22 protein-coding genes are annotated in these 24,208 nt (G+C 32.3%); 3 read left to right on the forward strand and 19 right to left on the reverse strand.

What is annotated here, in order from left to right; genetic code table 11:
- Positions 1 to 50 precede the first annotated feature (50 nt).
- Positions 51 to 794 carry an LPS export ABC transporter ATP-binding protein gene (lptB, locus tag TD18_RS08345; RefSeq protein ID WP_040251166.1) on the forward strand — a complete coding sequence of 248 codons (744 nt, stop codon included), beginning with the start codon at positions 51 to 53 and terminating at the stop codon, positions 792 to 794.
- 14 nt (positions 795 to 808) lie between these two features.
- Here lptB and TD18_RS08350 read toward each other — a convergent pair whose 3' ends face one another.
- The gene (locus TD18_RS08350) at positions 809 to 1,696 is read right to left on the reverse strand and encodes a DUF808 domain-containing protein (RefSeq protein WP_040251169.1); all 888 of its coding nucleotides are present in this window, start codon (positions 1,694 to 1,696) and stop codon (positions 809 to 811) included.
- A 26-nt stretch (positions 1,697 to 1,722) separates the two neighbouring features.
- A complete protein-coding gene (locus TD18_RS08355) occupies positions 1,723 to 2,478 on the reverse strand; it encodes a CDP-alcohol phosphatidyltransferase family protein (RefSeq protein ID WP_040251172.1) in 756 nt (251 codons plus the stop codon).
- A 123-nt stretch (positions 2,479 to 2,601) separates the two neighbouring features.
- On the opposite strand from TD18_RS08355, the gene TD18_RS08360 reads away from it, so the two are divergent.
- Both TD18_RS08360 and lnt read left to right on the forward strand, forming a co-directional pair.
- The gene (locus tag TD18_RS08360; RefSeq protein ID WP_040251942.1) at positions 2,602 to 3,672 is read left to right on the forward strand and encodes a putative type IX sorting system protein PorV2; all 1,071 of its coding nucleotides are present in this window, start codon (positions 2,602 to 2,604) and stop codon (positions 3,670 to 3,672) included.
- Entirely contained in the window at positions 3,672 to 5,264 is a 1,593-nt protein-coding gene (gene lnt, locus TD18_RS08365) for an apolipoprotein N-acyltransferase (RefSeq protein ID WP_040251174.1), read from the forward strand. Before TD18_RS08360 ends, lnt begins: the two co-directional genes overlap by 1 nt.
- 1 nt (position 5,265) lies before the next feature.
- On the opposite strand, the gene TD18_RS08370 is transcribed toward lnt, so the two are convergent.
- From TD18_RS08370 to TD18_RS08450, 17 genes are all read right to left on the reverse strand, one after another.
- Positions 5,266 to 6,660: an exopolysaccharide biosynthesis polyprenyl glycosylphosphotransferase gene (locus TD18_RS08370; RefSeq protein WP_040251177.1), complete on the reverse strand. Its 1,395-nt coding sequence runs from the start codon at positions 6,658 to 6,660 to the stop codon at positions 5,266 to 5,268.
- Positions 6,661 to 6,688: 28 nt separating this feature from the next.
- Positions 6,689 to 7,723 (reverse strand): glycosyltransferase family 4 protein, encoded by a 1,035-nt coding sequence (locus TD18_RS08375; RefSeq protein WP_040251179.1) that lies wholly within the window; start codon positions 7,721 to 7,723, stop codon positions 6,689 to 6,691.
- Positions 7,683 to 9,038 (reverse strand): O-antigen ligase family protein, encoded by a 1,356-nt coding sequence (locus tag TD18_RS08380; protein ID WP_040251181.1) that lies wholly within the window; start codon positions 9,036 to 9,038, stop codon positions 7,683 to 7,685. The genes TD18_RS08375 and TD18_RS08380 overlap by 41 nt, the downstream gene beginning before the upstream one ends.
- Positions 9,039 to 9,081: 43 nt before the next feature.
- Positions 9,082 to 9,885 (reverse strand): transglutaminase-like domain-containing protein, encoded by an 804-nt coding sequence (locus TD18_RS08385; protein WP_052461096.1) that lies wholly within the window; start codon positions 9,883 to 9,885, stop codon positions 9,082 to 9,084.
- A gap of 126 nt (positions 9,886 to 10,011) precedes the next feature.
- Positions 10,012 to 11,145 carry a glycosyltransferase gene (locus TD18_RS08390; protein WP_040251183.1) on the reverse strand — a complete coding sequence of 378 codons (1,134 nt, stop codon included), beginning with the start codon at positions 11,143 to 11,145 and terminating at the stop codon, positions 10,012 to 10,014.
- Positions 11,146 to 11,147: 2 nt separating this feature from the next.
- Positions 11,148 to 12,251 (reverse strand): glycosyltransferase family 4 protein, encoded by a 1,104-nt coding sequence (locus tag TD18_RS08395; RefSeq protein ID WP_040251185.1) that lies wholly within the window; start codon positions 12,249 to 12,251, stop codon positions 11,148 to 11,150.
- Positions 12,248 to 13,576, reverse strand: coding sequence for a glycosyltransferase family 2 protein (locus TD18_RS08400; RefSeq protein WP_040251187.1), 1,329 nt, complete (start codon positions 13,574 to 13,576; stop codon positions 12,248 to 12,250). The genes TD18_RS08395 and TD18_RS08400 overlap by 4 nt, the downstream gene beginning before the upstream one ends.
- Positions 13,576 to 14,409, reverse strand: a complete 834-nt coding sequence (locus tag TD18_RS08405; RefSeq protein ID WP_040251189.1) for an FkbM family methyltransferase — start codon at positions 14,407 to 14,409, stop codon at positions 13,576 to 13,578. Before TD18_RS08405 ends, TD18_RS08400 begins: the two co-directional genes overlap by 1 nt.
- Before the next feature lie 33 nt (positions 14,410 to 14,442).
- Positions 14,443 to 15,525 carry a glycosyltransferase family 4 protein gene (locus TD18_RS08410; protein ID WP_040251191.1) on the reverse strand — a complete coding sequence of 361 codons (1,083 nt, stop codon included), beginning with the start codon at positions 15,523 to 15,525 and terminating at the stop codon, positions 14,443 to 14,445.
- 71 nt (positions 15,526 to 15,596) lie between these two features.
- Positions 15,597 to 16,265, reverse strand: coding sequence for a sulfotransferase (locus tag TD18_RS08415; RefSeq protein WP_040251193.1), 669 nt, complete (start codon positions 16,263 to 16,265; stop codon positions 15,597 to 15,599).
- A gap of 11 nt (positions 16,266 to 16,276) precedes the next feature.
- Complete coding sequence (locus TD18_RS16665; RefSeq protein WP_052461097.1) at positions 16,277 to 17,011, reverse strand: class I SAM-dependent methyltransferase; 735 nt, start codon at positions 17,009 to 17,011, stop codon at positions 16,277 to 16,279.
- A 92-nt stretch (positions 17,012 to 17,103) separates the two neighbouring features.
- Entirely contained in the window at positions 17,104 to 18,303 is a 1,200-nt protein-coding gene (locus TD18_RS08425) for a glycosyltransferase family 4 protein (protein WP_040251197.1), read from the reverse strand.
- Positions 18,300 to 19,472: a glycosyltransferase family 4 protein gene (locus tag TD18_RS08430; RefSeq protein ID WP_040251200.1), complete on the reverse strand. Its 1,173-nt coding sequence runs from the start codon at positions 19,470 to 19,472 to the stop codon at positions 18,300 to 18,302. Before TD18_RS08430 ends, TD18_RS08425 begins: the two co-directional genes overlap by 4 nt.
- Positions 19,473 to 19,483: 11 nt before the next feature.
- On the reverse strand, positions 19,484 to 20,383 hold the full coding sequence (locus tag TD18_RS08435; RefSeq protein ID WP_040251202.1) for a hypothetical protein: 900 nt from the start codon (positions 20,381 to 20,383) through the stop codon (positions 19,484 to 19,486).
- 2 nt (positions 20,384 to 20,385) lie between these two features.
- Positions 20,386 to 21,813 (reverse strand): MBOAT family O-acyltransferase, encoded by a 1,428-nt coding sequence (locus TD18_RS08440; RefSeq protein WP_040251205.1) that lies wholly within the window; start codon positions 21,811 to 21,813, stop codon positions 20,386 to 20,388.
- A 45-nt stretch (positions 21,814 to 21,858) separates the two neighbouring features.
- Positions 21,859 to 22,758: a hypothetical protein gene (locus tag TD18_RS08445; protein ID WP_040251208.1), complete on the reverse strand. Its 900-nt coding sequence runs from the start codon at positions 22,756 to 22,758 to the stop codon at positions 21,859 to 21,861.
- Positions 22,759 to 22,760: 2 nt separating this feature from the next.
- Entirely contained in the window at positions 22,761 to 24,197 is a 1,437-nt protein-coding gene (locus TD18_RS08450; RefSeq protein WP_040251211.1) for an MBOAT family O-acyltransferase, read from the reverse strand.
- Positions 24,198 to 24,208 lie beyond the last annotated feature (11 nt).

The following is a 24,208-nucleotide window of genomic DNA, read 5'->3' on the forward strand; positions in this document are numbered from 1 at the left end:
CTTATAATAAAGAGAAAGTAAGTCCTCGTTATTTTACTATTTTAGCAACCATGAAGAAATTAAGAGCCGATAATTTAATGAAATCCTACAGCGGAAGAAAAGTCGTTAAGGATGTTTCTTTAGAAGTTAATCAAGGAGAAATCGTTGGTTTGCTTGGTCCAAATGGAGCAGGAAAAACGACGTCTTTTTATATGATCGTTGGCCTTATCAAACCTAATGGTGGTAAAATTTTTCTTGATGATACTGACATAACCTCGTTTCCAATGTACAAACGTGCTCAAAACGGCATTGGTTATCTAGCTCAGGAAGCTTCGGTATTTAGAAAACTGAGTATCGAGGATAATATTTTGAGCGTGCTTCAAATGACCAAACTAAGTAAAAAAGAACAACATTATAAAATGGAGTCTCTTATTGATGAGTTTAGTTTAGGTCATATTCGTACCAACAGAGGTGATTTATTATCTGGAGGTGAACGTCGTCGTACTGAAATTGCCAGGGCATTAGCTACAGATCCTGATTTTATTTTACTGGATGAACCTTTTGCAGGTGTTGATCCTGTTGCTGTGGAAGATATTCAGCGAATCATTGCTCAACTTACCAAAAAGAATATCGGTATTTTAATTACTGATCATAACGTACAGGAAACTTTAGCTATTACAGACCGAACCTATTTAATGTTTGAAGGAAGTATTCTAAAAGCTGGAGAACCTGAAGAATTAGCCAACGACGACATGGTACGAAAAGTGTATTTAGGCCAAAACTTCGAACTGCGTAAAAAGAAATTACATTTCTAAATTTAAACTTGAATTTAATTCATTTTCTTCGGAAAAAGACTCCTGAAAATAATCTTTAGAAGTTTAACGGCAGCAAGCGTAACTACGCCTACAAGCAATCCCACAATGAAATCTCTAATAATTGACGGAAGACCTTCTAAGAAGTGATGTAAAAATTCTAGATTATGAATAAATATTCCTCCTGCAACTAATAGTAAGGCTATTGTACCAATTACAGACAAACTCTTGATTATTATAGGTAATGCCTTGACTAAAAAAGTTCCGATAGCGTAGGAAACACCCTTTTTTCCATTGCTTAACTTAATTAATCGAAATCCGAAATCATCCATTCTCACTATCAATGCTACAATTCCATAAACACCTATAGTAGCAATAATTGCAACAACTGAAACTACTAATATCTGAAATAATAATTCTTGTCCGACAACGGTTCCTAATGCTATGATTACAATTTCAACAGAAAGAATAAAATCAGTGACTATTGCTGATTTAATTTTAGACTTTTCTAAAACCAAGAGTTCTTCTTTTGATAAATCATCCTTCAGTTCTACGACTTTTTCATGTTTGTGAGGTATGATGTATTCATAAATTTTCTCAGCACCTTCATAAGCCAAGTAAACACCTCCAAGCACAAGTATTACAATTACAGCCCAAGGTAAGAAAGCACTCAGTAAAAAAGCTAAAGGCAAAATGATAAGTTTATTTAACATAGAACCTTTCGTTATTTCCCAAAGCACAGGTATTTCTCTCGATGAAACAAAACCTGATGCTTTTTCAGCATTTACAGCCAAATCATCACCTAAAATACCGGCTGTCTTTTTAGTGGTAATCTTACTCATGGCAGCCACATCATCCATAAGTGCTCCAATATCATCTAATAATGCAAAAAATCCTGATGCCATTCTTGGTAATTAATTGTTAGAGTATATTATTTGGTTGTTACATTTTTAATTAGTGAAAGACTAATATAAAGGATGATAATTAATGGTATCGCAATAAAATGAAACCCAATCATTAACAAAACGCTTATACTAATTAAAATATATCGGAATGGGTTATCTTTAAAGGTGAAGTTTTTAAATTTTAGTGCAAATAGTTTGATATTTGAATTTAACAAAAAACAGCTTACGATAGTCAGTGCTATTAAAAACCATTGATTTAAAACGAGTGTATTAAACATGGCATTATTTTGAAATTCCATTATTAGTGGCAATGACATGATTAGTAGTGTGTTTGCTGGCGTTGGTAAACCTTTGAAATAAGTTTGCTGATCTTCATCAATATTAAATTTTGCTAATCGGTAAGCTGAAGCTAGCGTAATGCATATACCTATCAATGCTAAAGGCACTAATCGTAATCCATAAAAATCTGTAGTCGAACTCCAATCATCAATATGCATTGAATCTGGCGCATCTACACTTATTGAAATAAGTTTAAACATAACTATTCCAGGAACCAATCCACTAGTTACCATATCTGCAAGCGAATCAAGCTGTACTCCTAATTCACTTTGGACCTTTAGTTTTCTGGCCAGTAAACCATCAAAAAAATCAAAGAAAATACCCAAAAAAACGAAAAGTGCAGCTACAACAAAATTGTTGTGAACTGCAAAAATTACTGCAATACTTCCACAGAACAAATTAAGAAGTGTTACAAAATTAGGAATGAACTTTTTTACTGACATGCATAAGATTTGTGTAAAAATAACAAACTATTTACGACTTATACAAACAGAAGGCAATAACTACTGTATTTTGCAGTTTAATAGATGAAAAATATTGTGCATCTTTGTAAAAAAATTTTGCTGTTGAAGAAATACTTACTTATTGTACTGTCATTAATGACACTCATAGGTTCTGCTCAAACAACTCGTAAATACTCAAATGAGTTTTTAAATATTGGTGTAGATGCTGCTGCTTTAGGCATGAGTAATGCTGTAGTTTCTCATACGGCAGATGTTAATTCAGGCTATTGGAATCCTGCTGGATTAGTCAATCTGGAAGACAACCAATTAGCTGCTATGCATTCTAGTTATTTTGCCAATATTGCCAATTATAATTACATCGCTTTTGCAAAACCGTTAGATGACCGAAGTGCAATTGCCTTATCCTTGATTCGTTTTGGTGTGGATGACATTTTAGATACCACGCAATTGATAGATGATCAAGGAAATATCAACTACGATCGTGTTAGCTTATTCTCTACTGCAGATTATGCATTAACATTTTCATACGCCAGAGACTTACCCATTTCAGGCTTAAGTTATGGCGTGAATGCTAAGGTGGTACGACGAATTATAGGTGATTTTGCTGATTCTTGGGGATTTGGTTTAGATGTTGGTATACAGTTTGAGTCTAAAAACGACTGGAAATTTGGCATCATGGCCAGAGATATTACAACTACGTTCAATGCATGGTCTTTTAATGACGATAAGTTAGAAGATATACAAAATGCGATTGAAGGTCAAAATCAAACGGTTCCAGAAAGCACTGAACTTACTATTCCAAAATTACAGATTGGAATGTCTAAAAAATTCATCTTTCATTATGACTACTCTTTACTGGCCTCTTTTGATTTAAATGTACGGTTTGAACAAAATAATGATATTATATCTAGTTCGTTTGCTAGTTTCAATCCTGCACTGGGATTTGAATTTGGTTACACAGATTTAGTCTTTCTAAGGGCTGGCGTTGGAAATTTCCAAAATGAGTTACAATTAGACAACTCAGAAAGTCTCACTTTTCAACCTAGCTTAGGACTAGGTTTTAAATACAAAGGGATTTACGTCGATTATGCATTTACAGATATTGGTGATCAAAGTGTCGCACTGTATAGCAATGTATTTTCTTTAAAGCTCGATTTTAGTATCTTTAGATAGTGAAGCAACTTTTACTCGCAATAGCCTCAGGATTTTTATTTGTATTAGGATGGCCAACCTATGGTTTTCCCTTAGTATTATTTTTTGCATTTGTACCACTCCTACTTATGGAATACAATGTAAGACACTCTGAAACCAAACGCAAAGGTCTCAAGATTTTTGGCTTCTCTTATCTTACTTTTTTTATATGGAATCTCTTTACGACGAGTTGGCTGGTTTATGCCAGTGCATTTGGAGCAGCCTTTGCTATTTTTGTGAATTCGGCATTAATGGCAATCGTATTCCTGATATATCATAAATATGCTAAACGTTTATCAATTAACAGGTCACTGCTTTTTTTAGTAACCTTATGGATTAGTTTTGAAAAACTTCATTTACACTGGGAATTCTCATGGCCTTGGCTCAATTTGGGAAATGGATTTTCAGAATTTATCACCTGGATTCAATGGTATGAATATACTGGAACATTTGGAGGCACTCTCTGGGTATTATTAGTAAACGTTTTTATTTTCAAAAGTATTCTCAATTATCACGAAGAACCCTCTAAAACTTATATAAAGTCTTTTACTTTAAAGTTTGCTGCTTTGGTATTAGTCCCAATTGGTATATCTTCAGTAATGTATATGAATTACAGTCATGAAGGTGAAACTGTTAATGTCATAGCTCTGCAACCCAATATAGATCCTTATTCAGAAAAATATAACATGTCTAATTTGAAGATGGTTGATATTTTCACTGAACTATCTGATACGAAAATCTCAGATGCCACAGATTTTATATTAGCTCCCGAAACTGTATTTGCTCAAAGTGTTAAATTAAGACAATTCGAACATACACTTTTAAAAAACAAATTAGATCAATATGTAAGCAAGTATCCTCATGTGAATTTGTTAACAGGCATGTCTTTTATTGATGTGATTAGAGATGCATCGAAAGTACGCTCTGAGACTAATCAATATAACGAAAACACATGGTATGACGATTACAATTCCGCCATCCTCATCAACTCAAGCGATAGTGTTCAGTATTATAATAAATCGAAATTGGTAGTCGGCATTGAAAACTTTCCGTATCAAGATATTTTAAAACCCATAGTTGGTGATGCGCTAATTGACCTTGGTGGTACGGTTGCTATGAAAACCACTCAAAATTACAGAGGAGTTTTCACTTCTTCCAACAAGAAGTCTAAAGCTGCTCCTATTATTTGTTATGAATCTGTTTATGGTGAATTTGTTACAGGTTATGTGAGAAATGATGCGAATTTTTTAGCCATTATTACCAATGATGCCTGGTGGAATGACACACAAGGTCATAAGCAACATTTAAGTTTAGCTCGATTAAGAGCTATTGAAACCAGACGAGATATTGCCAGAAGTGCCAATACAGGTATTTCTGCATTTATTAATGCTAGAGGAGACATTACGAGTCAATTAGCATATAATCAAAAAGGTGCTTTGGACGGACAAATTACTACAAATGACAAACTTACCTTTTATGTTCTAGCAGGAGATTATATTGCCAGAATTTCAATTTTTATTATGTTGTTTGTTTTCCTTATTGGGTTTTATAGAAAAAAAAGGCAAGTCCTTTAAGCTATTGTCCTCTGTAATATAATATTGTACTTAAAGTTTTTACCACAACATTTAAATCTAAGAAAATACTTCTATGCTTTATGTAATATAAATCGTATTGTAACTTGGTTAGACTATCATCAACTGAAGAACCATACCTTGTTTTAACTTGAGCCCAACCTGTAAGTCCTGGTTTAATAATATGTCTGGTTTCGTAAAAGGGAATAATTCTAGACAATTCATTCACGAAAAATGGACGTTCAGGTCGTGGACCAATGATGCTCATTTCTCCTTTTAAAACATTTATAAATTGTGGAATTTCGTCTAATCGGGAACGTCTTAAAAATTTACCAAAAGTTGTAATTCTTACATCATTTTTCTGAGCCCATTTAGCACCATCTTTTTCAGCATTTACAATCATACTTCGTAGCTTCATGATTCTAAATATTTTTCCATTTTTTCCAACACGCTCTTGCATATAAAATAATGGTCCTCTATTAGCTATGAGATTTCCCAGTAAAATCAAGGGAAGTAAAAGAAATCCAATAAGCAAGCCAATAACAGAAAACAAGATATCAAATGTTCGGTGAAAAAATAAATATAAGGTATTTTGGTTACTTCTGCTAAATGGAAAATACTTGTAGAAGTCCTTTCCTACAAATTGTATAGGAACTCTATAGGTTATTTCTTCATAAACCTGGGTGTATTCCCTAATTGTAAATCCGTGTTCTAATAAATTGATTAAATCATGGTAAATTTCTGGTGTTATGGTTTCAGAATCGTAGCTGGCTACAAGTATTTCTGAAATCTTATATTTCTGAATAACATCCATAAGTTCATTTGGCTGAAACTCTTTTAAACCTTTAAATTTAATAGGATCATCTGTTTCTTTTTCGCAATTGATAAACCCAATGATTTTATAGTTTGGATCAGTTTCGTTCAAAGGTTTGATTATATTCTCAATATTAGAAATTTCACCAACTAAAAGCACTTTTTTATAAAACCGAGGAGACGAAATTAAAGTCGTATAAGCTAAGCGCCATAAAAACAACATCACTATGATAATCAAATAAAAGTAAATAATTTTCAATCTGTTTTCAGGCAAAAAAGGTGTGAAAAATGGTGTTAACAGATAGAATAAGACAGTAGTTGAGGATGTAATTACTATATTTCGAAACGTTACATCAAGCTTATTTGATTTTTGTAGGTCATAGATTTCGAAAATGGTTCCGAAAATTGAAATGTAAAGCACAAGAACAATGAGTGCTACGGTATTTTCTTTACTTAAAGTTAAATAATCAAAACCTAAAAACAATTCAATAAGGTAAAGTCCGGCAAATATGAATAAAATATCGAAGATCCTTAAAAGAATCTTACGTTCGGATATTTCAAAATGAATGCCTTTCTTTTTAGTCATTTGTTAAATTATTTATAAATATAATAAGTTAAGATAGATTTCCACCCTTATTAGAGCTTAATGCGTTAGCCCATAGTGATTTTATATCAATCCAATCAAATTTTTCAACTTTTTTTCGAGCATTATCAATTAATTGCGCTCTTTTTTCAGAATTATTAAATAATGAAATCACAGCTGAACACATACCACTTGCATGATTAGGCTGTACTAACAAACCATCTAATTCATTTTCAATTAAATAAGGCATACCTCCTACATTTGTAGAAACAACAGGCAAACCCAGAGCCATTGCTTCAATAACACTTAAAGGCATATTGTCCAGGTTTGTTGTATTTATAAAGATATTGTAATCCTTTGATAAGCTCACCCATTGTTTCTTTTCTAATTTACCGGTAAATTTTACAGTTAGATGATGTTGATGTGCTAATGCTTTAACTGTATTTAGAGATCCGTCGGCATCTGGACCAACCATACATAAGCTTGCTTTAGGATATGTATCTTTCAGTTTTTTAAAAAGCAGTATCGCTAATTCAGGATTATAAATTTTTGAAAATGAACGCACCCACAGTAATTTTGGCGCATCATAATTTCTGTGTTCAAATGGATAATTTTCAATTTTAATGGTATTGGGAATATGAATGATATTCTTAAAACCAGCATTTTCAAATACTTCTTTTAAAAACAATGATGGTGACACATTGCACTTTGAGTTATCAAAAATAAGATGACTCCATTTAGGATGACTATTCAATCTTGAAGCTAAATTCCCACCGTGAAGAATTGGAATATAATCTAGATTTAAAAACCGGCACAACTGACTAATTACTAGAGCATAATAAAAATTTTGAGTACTGTAGGTGTCTATTAAAACTATATCTAAGCGTTTAAACAATCTCAAAGTTGTCCAAACCATATCCAATAGCCGTAATAATTTATTAGACTTCGAAGATGCATAATGCATTACGTATCCTTCATTCTCGAGCAAAGGCCCTAAAATCTGGATTCCAGATAAATTAGATGTTTTATTGTTTAAGTTGTTTCCTATGTATAGGACTTTTTTCATTCGTTACATTTAAAAGTGCTAATGCATATATAAAAGCTGGTGCAGCGATTCGCATTGATGAATGATTTATAGTAGCAAACCAAAAACATAAAAATGCATAGAAATAATAATTCCGTTTATTTTTACTTCTAAAATCAATAGGTTTAAATAACAATATGATAAGCATAACTACTCCAAACATACCATGTTCTGCTAAAGTTCTACTTACTTCACTATGAGATGTCACACCTTGACCATCAGTTTCAATTCGTTGGTCTTTGGCTCGACTTGAACCAATACCTAAAAATGGATTAGAAATAAACCCAGAAAGCTCATTTTTAAATAGTTCTCCCCTACCTGTAGTGACATCTGTTTTCTCCCTCCCCAAATGGTCTTTATTAGAATATCTTAAATCGATATAACCATCTGTTTGAGTTGAACTTATAAACCAAGTGAAACCCATACTGAAACAAAAAATCACTGAAAGCATTAATATCTCTGACTTCTTCTTTTTAGACACTCTGCCATAGTAAATAATCACAAAAGCAATAATGGCAATAATAGCTGTTACAACTCCTCCTCTACTAAATGTTACTATAGCTCTATAACCAATAGCACAGAAAATAGCAATATTCAAAATTTTGAGAATTAAAGTAGGTGATTTAGTAAATAATCTAACTGCCATGATAAACATTCCTAATCCTAAAACTGTAGATACCTGATTTGCTCCCCAGCCTCCAGAAGCATCTCTATTAGATCCTGTTCCGGTTATAACTTCTCGCACACTTGGATTATAAAAAAAGATGTAGGCAGTATGTGATATTAAAGGTAAGACCATATATACTAACAGCTTATTGAGTTGCTGATAGGTTACTTTTTTATCGTAACAAAACAAAGCTGCAATTCCCAAACAAACTGGACCACTGAGTACAAAAGCAATATTAGTTCTGAAATTAGCATCAAAACTCAAAGTCGTAGAAGCCACAAAGATTGATGGAACCAAAAGCATAATATATAAAAGATATGGATAGGCTTTACCTGACACACCTTTGAATAACATACCCATTAACATGAAAATGATTACTAAATATTTTCCAGCTTCGTAGGATATTGATCCTCTTGTTAATCTAAGAAACACCTCAGCTCCAACAAAATACGAAGCAGCTTTTAAAACCTCCAGTGTTTTTGTATTCTGTGGCGCAAGTATAATTCTGGATACAAAAAAGGTTAAAGCTACAGCAAAGTAAACTTTGGCTAAAGCTTCATTATAATAGATAATTATTCCTATAAAAATGTGTAAAGCAATAGCAGATATGTAGGTAATATTAGTTTTCACCTATTTGTTTCATAAAATTAATAATCTGTGACAAGATAAAACTTTAAGAAAATATTTTCTTGTAATTATCTATTGGAAATCGATAGTGATAACTTTTTCCGAACAAAAGTATAATAAAGTGTATAATAAACACTGGTATATAAGGTCTAAAAAAACTTAGATAAGCATCATATACCTTGTTGGAATAATTGCAAATCAAAAAAGGAATAATGTTTGGATTAAGATAATTTCTTTGAATATTTTTTTTATTGCAAGTCTGGTTCAAATTAAATGACTTAAACTCAACCTGATTTTTGTCTCGGATTAATTGAAAGAGTTCAATCACAGACAATTCAAAGTTGTCATAGTAAAAAAACATGCTACATGATACATCTATTAAAATCCATTTTTCCCGTTCCTTTATGTAAACTTCATTGAAAGAATGTCCGCCGTAATCTTTACTAAATGGAGCTCTTGTATTTCCCCATTCACGTACTTGAATATCATTAATCACACAAAAATTATTAAAAATCTGAGCTATATCACTGCAAACACCTCCTTTTCCAGAAAGCATAATTCGCAATGCTTCATCTGATGGCTCACTGAGTCCTGGTCCTCCCTTAATATGATTTTGCAACCAAATACTAAGATGTTTAATTAACTCTAAATCTGTTTCAGGTTTAAAATCTTTAAAAATAACATCATTAATTTCATAAAAAAACTTTGGGATATCTCTCTTATCATTGGTCTTATTATAAGTTTGATCTTTAATCTCAGATATGTTCGAGTTTTTAGATAGTAATTTAAAACGAGCCTTATACAGAAATGGGTGACGCTTAAAATACCAAGATATTTTTTTAAAAATCATTTAATAATTGATTTGATAGCAACAAGCGATAAATGTAATTTTTTTTTTTTGTAAGACCTAATAAATAATTGGTTTGCAAAACATTCTGAAAAAAAATCAGCAAGCGTTACAAGATTTTTATACAATTTAAACATCAAGTATTTCATGTTTAATTCTAGTGTTATAATATGAATAGGTAAACTTAATTCGTTCATTGATTTGTGATGTAACCATCTGAGAATACTCAGAATCAGTCAAATTTAAAACGATTTTAATCTTTTTAGCTAAATTCTCAGGAGTTATGGGATATATCAAAAAACCGTTGACTTCATCTTTTATATAATGACTTATAGAGGAAATATCTGAAACTATAGGCAAACACCCATAATTCATAGCTTCTGAAACAACTTTTGGAAATCCTTCATTAGCTGAAGGCAGAATCATGCAATGTGACACTTGATATATTTTATGTACATCTTGACGCGACAAAAATCCATGAAACCTGAAATTAAGTCCGCAATTGTTTACTTTAAGTTTATAGTCCGACATTGATTTACCGTCGCCAACAAGATGTATAGTATTTATTTTAGCTTTCTCTGCTTCAGGTAAATCCATAAAAGCATCTATCAATAGACCGACGCCTTTTTCATCCTCTAAGCGTCCGACAAAACAGAAATCTATAGCACCAGGTTTAAATTGTTTTTGTTGTATAACTTCATGTCCTAGCTCTAATTCTTCTTGAGTTAAACAAGGGTTTTCAAACGACAAACATTGCTTTGGCTGATCATTCCAAATACCATTTATAGTTACTTTTCGACTTTGATTTTTCAGAATCCAACGTTGAAAACGATATGCCAATGGTGCCGATTTTTGTTTCCAGTTTCCTGCATATTTAAACCAGCCTTTTTTTCTACTAAACACTACCAAATACGGAATAACAAAAACACCAATGCCAGTAGGTGCTCTAAATTGAAAGGAATCTGATTTAGAAATTGCCAACCTTATCGTTTTTAAAACGGAAGGTATTTTCCATAATATAGAGAGCTTATCACTAAATTTTGGTCCACCTAAAGCTGGAATTGCAACAAAAGTAATTTGATCTGAAACATAAGGCAAACTACTTGGAGGCGCACTTTCATCATGTAACATCGCTACATGAATGATGTTGTCAAATAGGTCAAGTAACTGATTAATTTCGGTTACAGTAGATCCCAAACCAACGATTGTACCATCAGGAAGTTTATAATGTTCAGTATGCGATATAATCGTTAGTGTTTGCATTTTCAATTTAATAAGGTCGTATATTTAATGATGATATTAGACCAATCATGCTGTTTTGCCCATTGCATGGCTTCACGTTGATATTTGCTTTTTTCTTTGAGTACCGACTTGATAGCGTGGATAAATTGTTCAGAATCATTTAAGGGTATCAATACACCTGACACACCATTATTAATTGCATCTTCAATCCCACACCCTTTTGCTCCAATAGCTGGAATACCAAGCGCATTTGCTTCGAGAATAGCAATTCCAAACCCTTCAACATCGCCAGACTGACTTTCAGAACTCATCATCACAAATATATCAGTTGCCATGAGATGTTGTTTCAGAGCTTCTAATTCTAACTTGCCATGAAAAGTCACGTGAGCATCAACCTTTAGTTGTTTAGCAACATTTTTAAAGGCTTCAGCTTCTGAAGGAATCCCAATACAATGATAATGAATATCAGGAAACTGCTTAATCAATTCAGGTAATTGATGTATCACATTCAATTGTCCTTTTCTTGAACTTACTCTCCCAACAGTTGTGATCACAGGACTTCCTATTAATTCAATTTTGGGCTGATTATCTTTATGCCATTGAGAAAGATCTATGCCGTTAGGAATAACATCTACCGCAACATTTAAATGTGATATCAAACTTTTGGTATAGTTAGATACAGCAACAATTTTATCCATTTTTTTTAAAGAAAAATCAATTGATTTCCGAAGTAAAACAGATTTGAAATTCACTTCTGTACCATGAATTACAGCCAACGTTTTGATGTTTTGAAACAAACTTAATGCTGCCACATTCCATAGTGAAAACTTACCAGTAGCTATCACATAATCTGTATGCTTTAGACTATTAAACGTCTTCATGATTCGCTTGAGGTACATCAAAATACGTAGTTTGTAACGTGTAATTCTGATAATCTCAAAAGGTTGCTTACTGTCAAAATCCTGCTCTTCTGTTCCATTAATTGAGCGTTGATCGGCAATCACCTTAACGTTATAATCTTGATGCGATAGATGCAAGGCTAAGTTATACGCATGATTTCCTATGCCACCAGGTTGCGGTGGAAATTCTGAAGAGACAATAACGATATGTTTACGTGATGTACTCAATCTAATACTTCAATTAATGAACCTTGTTTTATTTTTTTTGATGCCAGATGCCACGACTTAGAAACTTGATAGATTACCAAAGGAAAAATCAGTATAGTAATGCATGTGCCTAGTAACAAAAGCGGCTTGTTTTTTTTGAATTGATAAGGAAAAATAGATAATGGAACCGTTCGTAGCAGTGATAATCTGGATGCTTTTTTACCAAAATAGCGTCTGAAAAAATACAATACACTTGGTATTGGTCGTGGTGCAAAAAAGTTGGATGGTCTGAATGCATCCCAACTTCCCATTTCTCTTAATCCTCCTGAGCTAGCTTTGATATCAACACAAGATGCTAATGGGTTTGACACACTTTTAATACCTTCAAGATAAACTCGTAATCCAAACTCGCCATCTCCCATTCTTTGCTTTTCAAACTGTCTATCGAATAAACCTACTTGTTTAAATACATTTTTGAAAAGCATCGCATTTCCTGTAGCAAACTGTGATGCAATGCTGAAGTACGAACGCTCTACAGGAATCTGCTTTCCTTTTGGATAAAAAACACCAGCTGAAACCTGAGCATCGAAAAATTCTAAACATTTTAAGTGAGCACTTATCCAGTCTGGATTGATACGTACATCATCTTCTGATAAGGCAATCAACTCTCCTTTGGCATTTTTAACTGCTGTATTTCTCGCTAGCCATAGAGCTTTTTCCTTTTGGTGAATGATATTAAAATCTAAGTTGTAATCTTTGTAGAAATGTATATCAAATGCATCAGACTGATCTACAACAATGACTTCAAAATTCTTATAATCCTGTAGCTCTAAATCTTTTAAGATATCTTTTAAATACTCATACCTGTTTAACGTTGGAATGACAACACTAACTTTAGGTGATTTACCAATCAATGATGATGTATAAGCATTAAAATTGATGTTATAGAAGGCTTTGTTTTCAACTTTAGTTCTCGATATATTTTTTGTCTTATACCAGCCCTTAACTTCAACAAAAGGATTTTTAAACGAAAGTAAACGAATCATCAAGACATAAAACACCCAGGATTTGTGAAAATTTTTTCTGATAAAATGATAGTTGTCTTGTACAGATACCGCTTCGAAGTTTTGATAAGTTTTTGCGTTTCCTAAATACCCATTTTGAACTGCTTGCCATGACATATCATACTCTTTTGCACGTTTAGATTGATAACGATTATCAACAGCAATTAGACCCAACTCATCATCATTTAGAAATTCAACCCTTGGAAATACCGAAGTATTTGCCTTAGTAAACAATTGAAAATAATGTGTTGGTTGTAAATATTTTAGAAACCTAAAAAGCATCAAATTGATTTTGGTAATGGCGCATAAACAGGTATACCTTTGAGATATTCAGGGTAGTCTTTACCTTTAGGCAATAATAGTAAGTGACATTTTCCTCTATCTTTAATTTCTTCGGCACCAGCCAATGCTTTACCTGTTGTTGGATACCATGCTTTATAATCCATTTCATCACACCAATCAAGCATTGACTGCGCTGCTGCTTCCATTCCTAAACCTTCTACATTATGCATTTCGATAAAGAATGTACATTTAGTTTCATTTGCTAACTTTTTAGCTGCTTGCATCACCAAGGTTTCGGCACCTTCGACATCAATTTTTACTAAATCAGGTTTTACATTATAGAACGACAGCATGTGGTCTAACGTTATGGTGCTGACTTCCATAAAAGAATTAACAGCTGCTGCACTTTTAGCGTGAGACGCGTGCATGCTTCCTGCTGCACCTGCTCCAACAGTGTAAAATTTAACTTTACTATCAAGTTTATCACCTACAAATGCAGAAACGTATTGCGCATTATTACCCAATCCATTTTCAATAAGATTATGAGCTGCTTTTTGAAGAGCCTTCGGATTAGGATCTACCAAGATTACTTTTTTAAGAGGATTTTGAATTAGAGCTAGTATTGCTGAATAACCAGCATTACATCCAACATCATAAATAACCTTATGATTTTTGGTTAAATAAAACCACCAGCAATCATCCTGATCTTCTTTGACTCTTGTTGTATTTGGTAAGACCTTTAATGGCACACCACATAGAGTTCTGTTTTCGTATGGAGCTTTAGTAGAAGCGACTCCAGATGATAGTTTTTTAAGTATTCCTTTTAAATTCATTAATAATATTTTAGTGCTGTTTTGTTATCATTGCTATTCGACATGCTTTGTAATAACATGTGCTATCTTTTTAAATATGGTACTTTTTTCAAAGGTTGTATTATATAAATCTTTAAAATAATCACTTTCAAATTGAGGTGTATTGAGATATGGTTCTAATTTCTTAACTAAATCTGTTTTTGATTTTGGATTGAATGTAAAACGTTCCATATCGTGCTCATTACTATCTATAAACGCTAAAGATCCAAATTGAGATGATACAATTACAGGCGTTCCTAAAGAAATTGCTTCAATAAATACCAGACCAAATGCTTCATTTAAACTTGGTAAAACTACAACATCCATTTGTTTATAAAAACTTAACATCTCAGCCGTAGATAATAAGCCTAGGAACACAACATCATTATTCAAATTGCATTTTTTTACATGTGCTTTCAAACTATCTTCGTAAGAGCCACTTCCAGCAATAAATAACTTTATTTTTTTATCAGACTTTTTCTTTAATTCTGAAAGAGCATCAATAACGATGGTATGATTTTTATCTTTCACTAAACGACCTGGACAACCAATATATAAACACGCTTCATCTTTCTCAAGGTCTAAATTTATGTCTTCAGATTGATAATTTGAAATGTTTGTCCAGAACGGAATCGCATAAATCTTCTCTTCATTGTAGCCATAAATGGTATTCAGTTCACCCTTTAAAATCTTAGAATTTGCTATAATAGCATCTGCAAGTTTCAAATGTAATTTTTTGTTGAAGACTTTTAGCCAGTTAGGTTTTGAATGTCCGTAAACAGTATGAAACCAGCAAATATTTCTATTCACATGTAAAAGACTACCAAATAAGAGGGCTGGATTTACATAACTAAAATTAGAAATAATAACATTGGGCTTCGTTTGCTTTATAATCCTATAGATATGGTAGTAATTTAAAACAAAGCTCTTTCGTTTTTCTCCATATATATGAAGGTCTCCTTTTTTAGTGTGTTCTTTTCTATGCTTTAAATAAAAATTCGTTACCTCATGACCTCTTTTCGAGAGTTTCAAAGATAATTCTTCAAAAAAACTTGATAAAGGACCCTTATTATAAGTGTAAAAAATTAAAATTTTCATAAAGTGATTTATACTGTTCTTAACCCATCAACCTATTCATGTTAAAATAGTGAAAAACAAATATTTGTACATTATATAATATTATTTTTTCTTAAAAAAATAACTAATTTCAACCAATTATCTACTCCAATTATCGAAGTAATGCCTTTCTTTATAGAGTTTAAAACCTTATATTTAAAAGACTTAACGGTTTTTACATTATTTTTATTAATATGAGGTTTCGTAATGGCTTTTCCGAAAATATTAGTTGGTAAATCTTCGTCTAAAAAATCACATAATTCTGGCCATTCCAAGCCGTTTACAGAAACTTCAATAAATCTATTGGGTTCATTTTCAATATATGAACTGACATTGTCATAGTAATTATCAAAATAATTTAGAAACTTAAGCTTATTATCTGGATGCTTAGATATCTCGATAAAGGAATATGACAAATAGCGATCTTCTTTTCCGCCATAAGACTCATAAAAACTACGATACCAGGACTCTTTTTCACGCTTTAATACAATAAATTTCACCTTGGGATCTTTTAGAAACTTTTGCCACTCAAAACACCAAGGATAGTCCTGAAAGCCATCATAGTCCTCATACAATAAATTAAGAAGCGTATTGTCTCCTTTAGTATAATTAATATTTGGTCCAGTGACTTTATAATTGAGCATTCTTAGCATTACTGCTAAAGTAGAAGTCCCTGTTTTTGGCAAACCAATTACAATTACTTTATGTTTTTTTTGAGCCAAATTATCACAAATTATTTATAACCAATAGCGATTAAATGTGCCGTATTTTGAGACATATGCTTAACATTTTTAGATTGAAAACGATTTACAATATTCGAATACATAGTTTTAAACATACTTAAAGGATTATTTTTTTTATAGCTTTTTAATCCTTGAACTCTGTATTTACCAGTCTTAACAGCATAATACACTTCAGCCTTTTTAAAATGCTTTTTTAAAACGTCTTCTAATTCTTGTTTGGTGTAATGCCTTACATGGTCTGGGTTTTTGTTTGGACCTTCATTTTTAATATAATCTCCATTTGGTGTTGTAAAATAAGCCCATCCACCACTCTTTATAACTTTAGAAATGTTTTTGACAAAAATATCATCCTCTTCTACATGTTCAATAACTTCAATACAAACAACAGCATCATAAGACGCATCCTCAAGTTTAGATTTGGTCATGTCTTGAATAATAACATTAGAAATGTTACTACGCTTTTTTTGAATAGTACTTAAAATATTATCTGTGAAACCTAAATTTAGTTCCTCTTTAGTTCCACTTTCCTGTGGCACATCGAGTAAGGTTATGTCTGCAGGTAAATTTATGGTGTAAGGCGATTTACGACCACCAACGTCTAACATAGATAATCTGGACTTAGTTCCATGAGTCTTTATTAAGTGTTTGATGTCATTTCTCACAGTCAATAAATGTGTTGGCATAATAGGAAAAGTCAACCAACGCATGAATTCATAATTTGTCATGATAAGAGTTTTAAAGGTTATCGCTTATCTTAAAAATATAGAAAACCTTATAAGTAATTCAAAATTACATTTTCAAATCACAAATCATAGAATTAGTTCCTATAAAATTCTAAAAATAATCTATTTTGATTGTTTAGATTAAAATCATTATTAACACGTTTCACTGCAGCACTAGTAATAGCATCTCTCTTTTCAGGATCTAAAAAATGAATGTCTATAATTTTTTTAGCCAAAGCTATCGGATTTCTTTTAGGAACAACCCAACCAGTTTTGTTGTGCAATACATTTTGCTGAAGACCATCGGCATCGGATACAATACAAGGCAAACCCATTGCCTGAGCCTCTAAAACGGCGTTTCCAAAACCTTCCTGAATGCTGTATTGTATATAAACATTTGATGTTTTAAGATGCTGTATCACTTCTGTTTGAGTTAACTTACCCGTAAATACGACGTCGTCTAATATGCCATATTGATGCGCAGCAAAAATCAGGCGCTCTTTTTCTTCTCCATCCCCAATAATCGTCAATTTAAAATTGATCTCATCTTTTTTCAATATAGACATGGCTTCAAGAAGATAGTGTAACCCTTTTACCCAATGCAATCTTGAGATACATAAAATGTCTAACGTTTTACGAGTTTCTACTTTTCTATTTGGACTTTCAAAAAGTGATGTATCAATTGCGGGAGTGATGACGTGAATTCTGTTTTCTGAAACATGATACGTTGTTAATCGTTGTTTCATTTTTTCAGACAAAACATGAAACTCAACATTTTTAGAAAATAAGATTTTATAACAGTTCTGATGCTTTAAAGGCGACAGATACAGATCAAACCCTCTAAAACTAACTGCCATTTTTGTATTAGTAGCTTCTGCGACATTCTCTCTGTTGGTTGCTAACATTCCGTAACCAAAATGCAACCAATCCAAATCTTGACCTAAGAGATACTGATTGAAAATCAAATTTTTAATTCGTTGTTTAAACGCGATACCATCCTTCTTATCTAACTTATAATGTTTTAGCGATTGTTTCGGATTTACAAAACAACACTTAATTGCAGCAATACAAACATTTTTCAGTTTAAGAAAAAAACCACTATTGAATTTTGGTGCTACAATGAGTTCACAGGGTAGATTATGAGATGTTGTTTGAGATTCATCTACAAACAATGTAACCTCCATACCATTATTCTGCAAACCTTTTATTTTATTTCTGAAGAAGGTTTCAGAATATCCAGGAACGGAAGATAACACGATGCCTATTTTTTTTGTATCTGAATGTTGCTTATTCATAAACTCTGATATAATTCAAACATGCCGTTAACCATTAATTCTTCGGTGTGTTCCTGTTGTATTGTTCGTAACGCATTTGAAGTAATCTCCTTTTTTTGATCTTCAGAAAGTTTACTAATCTCGACAATCTTATTAGCCATGGCACGTGCATTTCGAATGGGAACAACAAAACCGTTCTCTCCATCAACCACAACTTCTTCCATACCTCCACAATTGGTTGTAAGCACTAATTTTTCAAAAGCCATAGCTTCTAGAACCACATTTGCGACACCTTCTTCATTGCTTGATAATAAGAGTAAATCTGAAGCTTTTAGCAGCTTTTGTACCTCATCAAATGGTATATGCTTTTCAACCGTAATATAATTATCTAAACCTAACTCAACCATTTGGTATTTTAATTCCAGATTTAAGCCTCCCACAATTGTATATGTGAACTGAAACTCCTGATCTTTTAGTAGTTTAAAAGCATCCAGTGCATAAGCATAACCTTTTATCCAGTGTGGTCGTCCTATTGAAATTACATTAAAAGTTTTACTTCTATTAGATATTTCTATTTCAGAATTATTAAAATCTCTTAGATCTAATCCACTATAAACGACTTTCACCTTTTCTGGATTCGCATTGTATTTCTCAGCTTCAATCGCAATGGCCTTTGAAACAGCATGAAACGCATCTACCTCAGGGAAATATGTTTTATACATCTCTGCAAGATGCTTATCTGCTACAGGAGAGTAATTAATATGTGCACCTCGAAGACTTAAAACAAGCTTAATACCAAAATCTTTAACCCAAACCCATTCATTTAAACCTTTTGCCCATTGAATATGAAAGATATCTGGCATATACCATAACACAGGATAGCATTTTACACGATCGTATAAGCTAAACCTACCTTCTGCTTTTAATAACTGATCTAATTGGTGCTTTTCTTTATTTTTAAATAGCGTTAACAAAAGCGTATAATACAATAAATACAGAGCCTTATTAATTCGGTTAAGCCTGTATCCTTTTATATTAACGGCATTATTTTTATAGTTTACCTTTTTTTTAAGAATCCCAAAAAGCACAATCTCACAACCTTTAGCTGATAAACCTTCAATAAGTCTTTCAATAAAAGTTGTACTGGGAATCTCCCCTGAGTAAATCGCTATTTTGAGTTTTCTATTCACTTTAGCTATGTCTAATCGTTAGTTTTATAGGTTCTAAAGGTTTCAGCGAAATTAAGACTTGAAAGTTGTCTCCCTACATGATTTACATGAATCTCATCATAAAAGTATGCGGTATTTGTTAAGGTGCTGCTATGATTAATAAAATGATATTCTGAAGATTTTATAATTGCTTTTTTTGATTCGTGTGGAGGAAAATAGCATATCAGTTCAATATTATTTTCATTACACAAAGTCATAATTCGCGCTACGTAAGGATTTGAAAACTCAACTGAAACAGCTTTAAATTCAGTAATTTCCTGATTCGTTTTATTTAAAACTGGATAGGTGAAATTTCCTTTATCATCAAAATGATTGCGCTTTTCAGGTTTCAGTAATGACATTAATGAAGGATAAAACAATTCAGCATTATAATAAGACACGCCTAATTGAGGCATCCACTTTGAATAGTATAAAATTTTTGCTCGCGTATCGGGAAACTGTTTGTAATACTCAGTCACATAAGCTCTATTAGTATACATTAAAAATCTATAATCATTATTATTAAGTGTATTGGTATAGGTGTCAAAACCAGAAGCACTGGAAACCAAAATACAGTATTTCGTTTGTTTCCCTTCAGCTAAAAAATGTTGAAGCATTAAATAATGACTAGATAAAGAGGTATCATCCATAGACAAATTCAAACCTTCTATAGACAATACAGAATCTATGACTTTAGTATTCAGAGTTGTTAAACCATCACTTGCCCCTAAAATGACGTAGTCAAAATTATCTTGCGGAACTTGGTTCACCAAAAATGAAGATTTATAAAAGCTTGAATGCCTTAAAAAGTATAGACTCCCAAAGGACATGAGCATTGCAAGCGCTACAAACACAATAAATAGCGCACTTATTTTCTTTAAAAATAGTTTCATAATTAAAACTGGAAGTAAATAAAATCTGATGGGTTTTTAAATACACCCATAAAAGTAATAAGTATTGCTATAAAAATGGCCATATAAGGCGATAATATCACTTCTTTTTGGTGCTTTTGAACAGATTTAAATTCGAAAGCGAGCATGACCAAAATGCTGACTACAATAATGACACTAAACAGTAAAGATTTACCATTTTTATAAAATGTTACAACCGACAGACTTTCAAAACGGCATATATCAATGATATAATTTATAGCGTGAGTAGCAGTATCTGCTCTAAAGAAAATCCATGCTAAGGTTACCAATAAAAAGGTCGTGACTATTTTAGGCAGTTGTTTATAAGTTATGGTATACTGATCAACATAGGTTCTGTTCCGTTTAAAAATCAATAATGGTAAAAACAGCATCGCATGAATTGCACCCCAAATAATGTAAGTCCAATTAGCGCCATGCCAAAAACCACTAACTAAAAATACAATCAATACATTTCGAATCTGTTTAGATTTGTTCCCTCTAGATCCTCCCAAAGGAATGTAAACATAATCTCTAAACCAAGTTGATAATGAGATATGCCAACGCCTCCAGAATTCAGCTATATTTCTTGAAAAATATGGAAAAGAAAAGTTTACCATTAATGAAAATCCAAATAATCTCGCAACACCAATAGCTATATCTGAATAACCCGAAAAATCACCGTAAATCTGAAAACCGAACAGCACTGCTCCTAAAACCAGTTCAGCAGAAGAATAACTTGAGCTACCATTAAATATTTGATTGACAAAAAAGGCACAATTGTCGGCTACGACTACTTTTTTAAATAATCCCCAAATAATGAGATACACACCACTCATTGCAAAATTGCTATCAAAATGTCGTTTAACTTCAAACTGAGGCAACAAGTGTTTTGCTCTTTCAATAGGACCAGCAACTAACTGTGGAAAAAATGAAACAAAAGTAGCAAACTGAATAAAATCTTGCGTTGGTTCTAACTTTCTTTTATAGACATCAATGGTATAACTCAACGTTTGAAACGTGTAAAAACTAATTCCTACAGGTAAAATAATATTGAGATTATTGGGTTGTATTTCAGCACCAAAGAAGGTGAATGCTGTGACAAAATTATCGACAAAAAAGCCAAAATACTTAAAGAACATTAAAAGTCCGATATTCACAACGATACTCGTCCATAGTAAGCGCTTTCGTTTTTTATCTTCAGACGTTTTATTGAGGGCTAAACCAATACTATAATCAACAATTGTACTGAACAGTATTAATGACAAAAATCGCCAGTCCCACCAACCGTAAAACACATAGCTAGCAATGACCAGTAAGCTATTTTGTGCTCGTAATGGATATTTTGCCAACAACCAATAGAGCGCAAACACTATTGGCAAAAAAACAGCAAAATCGATGGAATTAAAGAGCATAAATTACGCTAAGTTAAACTAGATTAGATTTCAAATTTATAACATTCATTGATTCAAAACCTGAATTTTGCGTAAATCTTCGAAAAGGATATCACTAAAGTAAATTCTCCCTTTATCGTTTAAATGATCTGAATTGGAAAACAAAGAATCATTTGTACTTATTCTTTCGTCAACACTATAGTTTAGATAAGGAACTTGGTACGTATCTATAATCTTATTCATGTACTGGTAATAATGCTCATCTAACCAAGCTTCACTGAATTTAGAGTTATAATGATCCGCATAAGGCATGGTTAATAATACTGGTTGATGACCATTTTTAATAATGTCTTCAATTAATGCACTTAAATAGATCACATTTTTTTCTGGATCGGAATATTCAGCCATAATTTTATGTGTTTCAGATCTCATTTTTGCATGATGTTCTAATTTTTCTTCCAGTGACAAGGAATCATTGACTTTTTTCTCCACGAGAAAAAAGCGTTCATCAATAACACTATGATAATTTTCTTTAACCTTATTTAAATACACCTGAATGTTTTTTTTAAAGGAATAATTATAAATACTTGAACTTGGTAAAAACATGTAATAATAATTCACAAATGCATTAGGATCTATGTAATCTGTTCTGTTTTCATCTAGTCCAAATGAAAAATAAGACACTGGTATAATTACCATAGCATTGTCAACCAGATGTTCTTGTAGATACTTGTAGTTTTGCAGGTCGTAATACAAGGTGTTGCCTGCTCGCTGAAACCTTTTGCCTTTATTGTCTCTATATTTTATATTTGCTCCGTGAGAATTTCCAAGATTGATTATTTCATAATTGTTATTATGAGTCGTAAAATTATCTACCAGTGGATTAGATCTTTTCGAATAGAGATAGAGAAAGGATACCACTATTAAAATGGAAAACAAAATGACCTTAAAAATGAAATTTCTCATATCTAAAACTGAAAATATATAAAGTTTTGTGTTTCTCCACCATATAAAAATATAATCATAGTGATGGCATAATAAAATGACCATCTAAAAAATCTAGGATAATTAATCAAGGTCTTTTCTATAGCATACTGCTGACGTCTTCCTAGCCATTCCATAATGACAAAAAACACTAAAAACACATACACATAGGTTTGTAGTTCTATAGGATAATCAAAAGCCGAAATGTTTATCATTTTCGCCAGATAATGATAAGCATCAGAGATGGTATCCGATCTAAAAAACACCCATGCAATGCAGGTTAATATGAACGTCATTAAAATCTTTACAAAATCAAAGAAGCTAGGCAAACTGCTATCTTTCGCGACAATATCTTTATGTACTCTGTTTCTTTTTCCAATTAATAAAGGTAAAAACAATAATGCATTTATCGCTCCCCAAACAATAAACGTCCAATTGGCGCCATGCCAAAAACCACTTACTAGGAAAATAACAAATACATTTCTTATTTGAAATAATATTGAGCCTTTAGAACCTCCTAAAGGAATATAGACATAATCTCTGAACCAAGTCGATAAAGAAATATGCCAACGACGCCAGAATTCTGCTATATCTCTTGAAAAATATGGAAATGCAAAATTCTGCATTAAATTGAAACCAAACAACCTGGCAGTTCCAATACCTATGTCACTATAGCCTGAGAAATCACCATAAATTTGAAAAGCAAATAAAACAGCTCCCAGCATTAATGAGCTTCCTGACATGGTTTCATAATTTTCAAAAATCACATTCACATACTTAGCACAATTATCTGCAACTATAATTTTCTTAAACAAACCCCATAAAATTTGCCGCATGCCATCAGCAGCCTGTATTTTATCAAACTTGCGTTTCATTGTAAATTGAGGCAGCAAACTTGTAGCCCGTTCGATTGGACCAGCCACTAACTGCGGAAAAAAGGATACAAAAGCAGAAAACTGAATAAAATCGTGCGTGGGCTCGAGCTTTCTTTTGTAAACATCTATCGTATAGCTTAAAGTTTGAAACGTATAGAAGCTAATTCCGACAGGTAATATAATATTGAGGCTTGTCGGTTTAATTGCTGCACCAAAAAATGTAAATGCAGTCACAAAATTGTCAACAAAGAAATTAAAATATTTGAAAAACATTAAAAGTCCGATATTCACTCCAATGCTCGTCCAAAGTAAATATTTTCGTTTTCTATCATCTGATAGCTTGTTGAGATAAACACCAATGCAATAATCAACAACTGTACTGAATAGAATTAACGACAAAAAACGCCAATCCCACCATCCATAAAACACATAACTAGCAATAACCAGTAAGCTATTTTGTGCTCGTAATGGATATCTTGTCAACAACCAATAGAGCGCAAATACTATGGGTAGAAAAATGGCAAAATCGATAGAATTGAAGAGCATAAACTAAAAAT

This window comes from Psychroserpens mesophilus, assembly GCF_000826645.1.
Classification (GTDB): domain Bacteria; phylum Bacteroidota; class Bacteroidia; order Flavobacteriales; family Flavobacteriaceae; genus Psychroserpens; species Psychroserpens mesophilus.

What these genes read in the sequence shown, in the direction of transcription:
- TD18_RS08405 (WP_040251189.1), bottom strand. Translation starts at nt 14,409, where the DNA reads ATGAATTTAAAAGGAATACTTAAAAAACTATCATCTGGAGTCGCTTCT.
- TD18_RS08450 (WP_040251211.1), bottom strand. Translation starts at nt 24,197, where the DNA reads ATGCTCTTCAATTCTATCGATTTTGCCATTTTTCTACCCATAGTATTT.
- TD18_RS08350 (WP_040251169.1), bottom strand. Translation starts at nt 1,696, where the DNA reads ATGGCATCAGGATTTTTTGCATTATTAGATGATATTGGAGCACTTATG.
- TD18_RS08370 (WP_040251177.1), bottom strand. Translation starts at nt 6,660, where the DNA reads ATGACTAAAAAGAAAGGCATTCATTTTGAAATATCCGAACGTAAGATT.
- lptB (WP_040251166.1), top strand. Translation starts at nt 51, where the DNA reads ATGAAGAAATTAAGAGCCGATAATTTAATGAAATCCTACAGCGGAAGA.
- TD18_RS08440 (WP_040251205.1), bottom strand. Translation starts at nt 21,813, where the DNA reads ATGCTCTTTAATTCCATCGATTTTGCTGTTTTTTTGCCAATAGTGTTT.
- TD18_RS08375 (WP_040251179.1), bottom strand. Translation starts at nt 7,723, where the DNA reads ATGAAAAAAGTCCTATACATAGGAAACAACTTAAACAATAAAACATCT.
- TD18_RS08435 (WP_040251202.1), bottom strand. Translation starts at nt 20,383, where the DNA reads ATGAAACTATTTTTAAAGAAAATAAGTGCGCTATTTATTGTGTTTGTA.
- TD18_RS08390 (WP_040251183.1), bottom strand. Translation starts at nt 11,145, where the DNA reads ATGCAAACACTAACGATTATATCGCATACTGAACATTATAAACTTCCT.
- TD18_RS08410 (WP_040251191.1), bottom strand. Translation starts at nt 15,525, where the DNA reads ATGAAAATTTTAATTTTTTACACTTATAATAAGGGTCCTTTATCAAGT.
- TD18_RS08445 (WP_040251208.1), bottom strand. Translation starts at nt 22,758, where the DNA reads ATGAGAAATTTCATTTTTAAGGTCATTTTGTTTTCCATTTTAATAGTG.
- TD18_RS08425 (WP_040251197.1), bottom strand. Translation starts at nt 18,303, where the DNA reads ATGAATAAGCAACATTCAGATACAAAAAAAATAGGCATCGTGTTATCT.
- TD18_RS16665 (WP_052461097.1), bottom strand. Translation starts at nt 17,011, where the DNA reads ATGACAAATTATGAATTCATGCGTTGGTTGACTTTTCCTATTATGCCA.
- TD18_RS08400 (WP_040251187.1), bottom strand. Translation starts at nt 13,576, where the DNA reads ATGCTTTTTAGGTTTCTAAAATATTTACAACCAACACATTATTTTCAA.
- TD18_RS08355 (WP_040251172.1), bottom strand. Translation starts at nt 2,478, where the DNA reads ATGTCAGTAAAAAAGTTCATTCCTAATTTTGTAACACTTCTTAATTTG.
- TD18_RS08385 (WP_052461096.1), bottom strand. Translation starts at nt 9,885, where the DNA reads ATGATTTTTAAAAAAATATCTTGGTATTTTAAGCGTCACCCATTTCTG.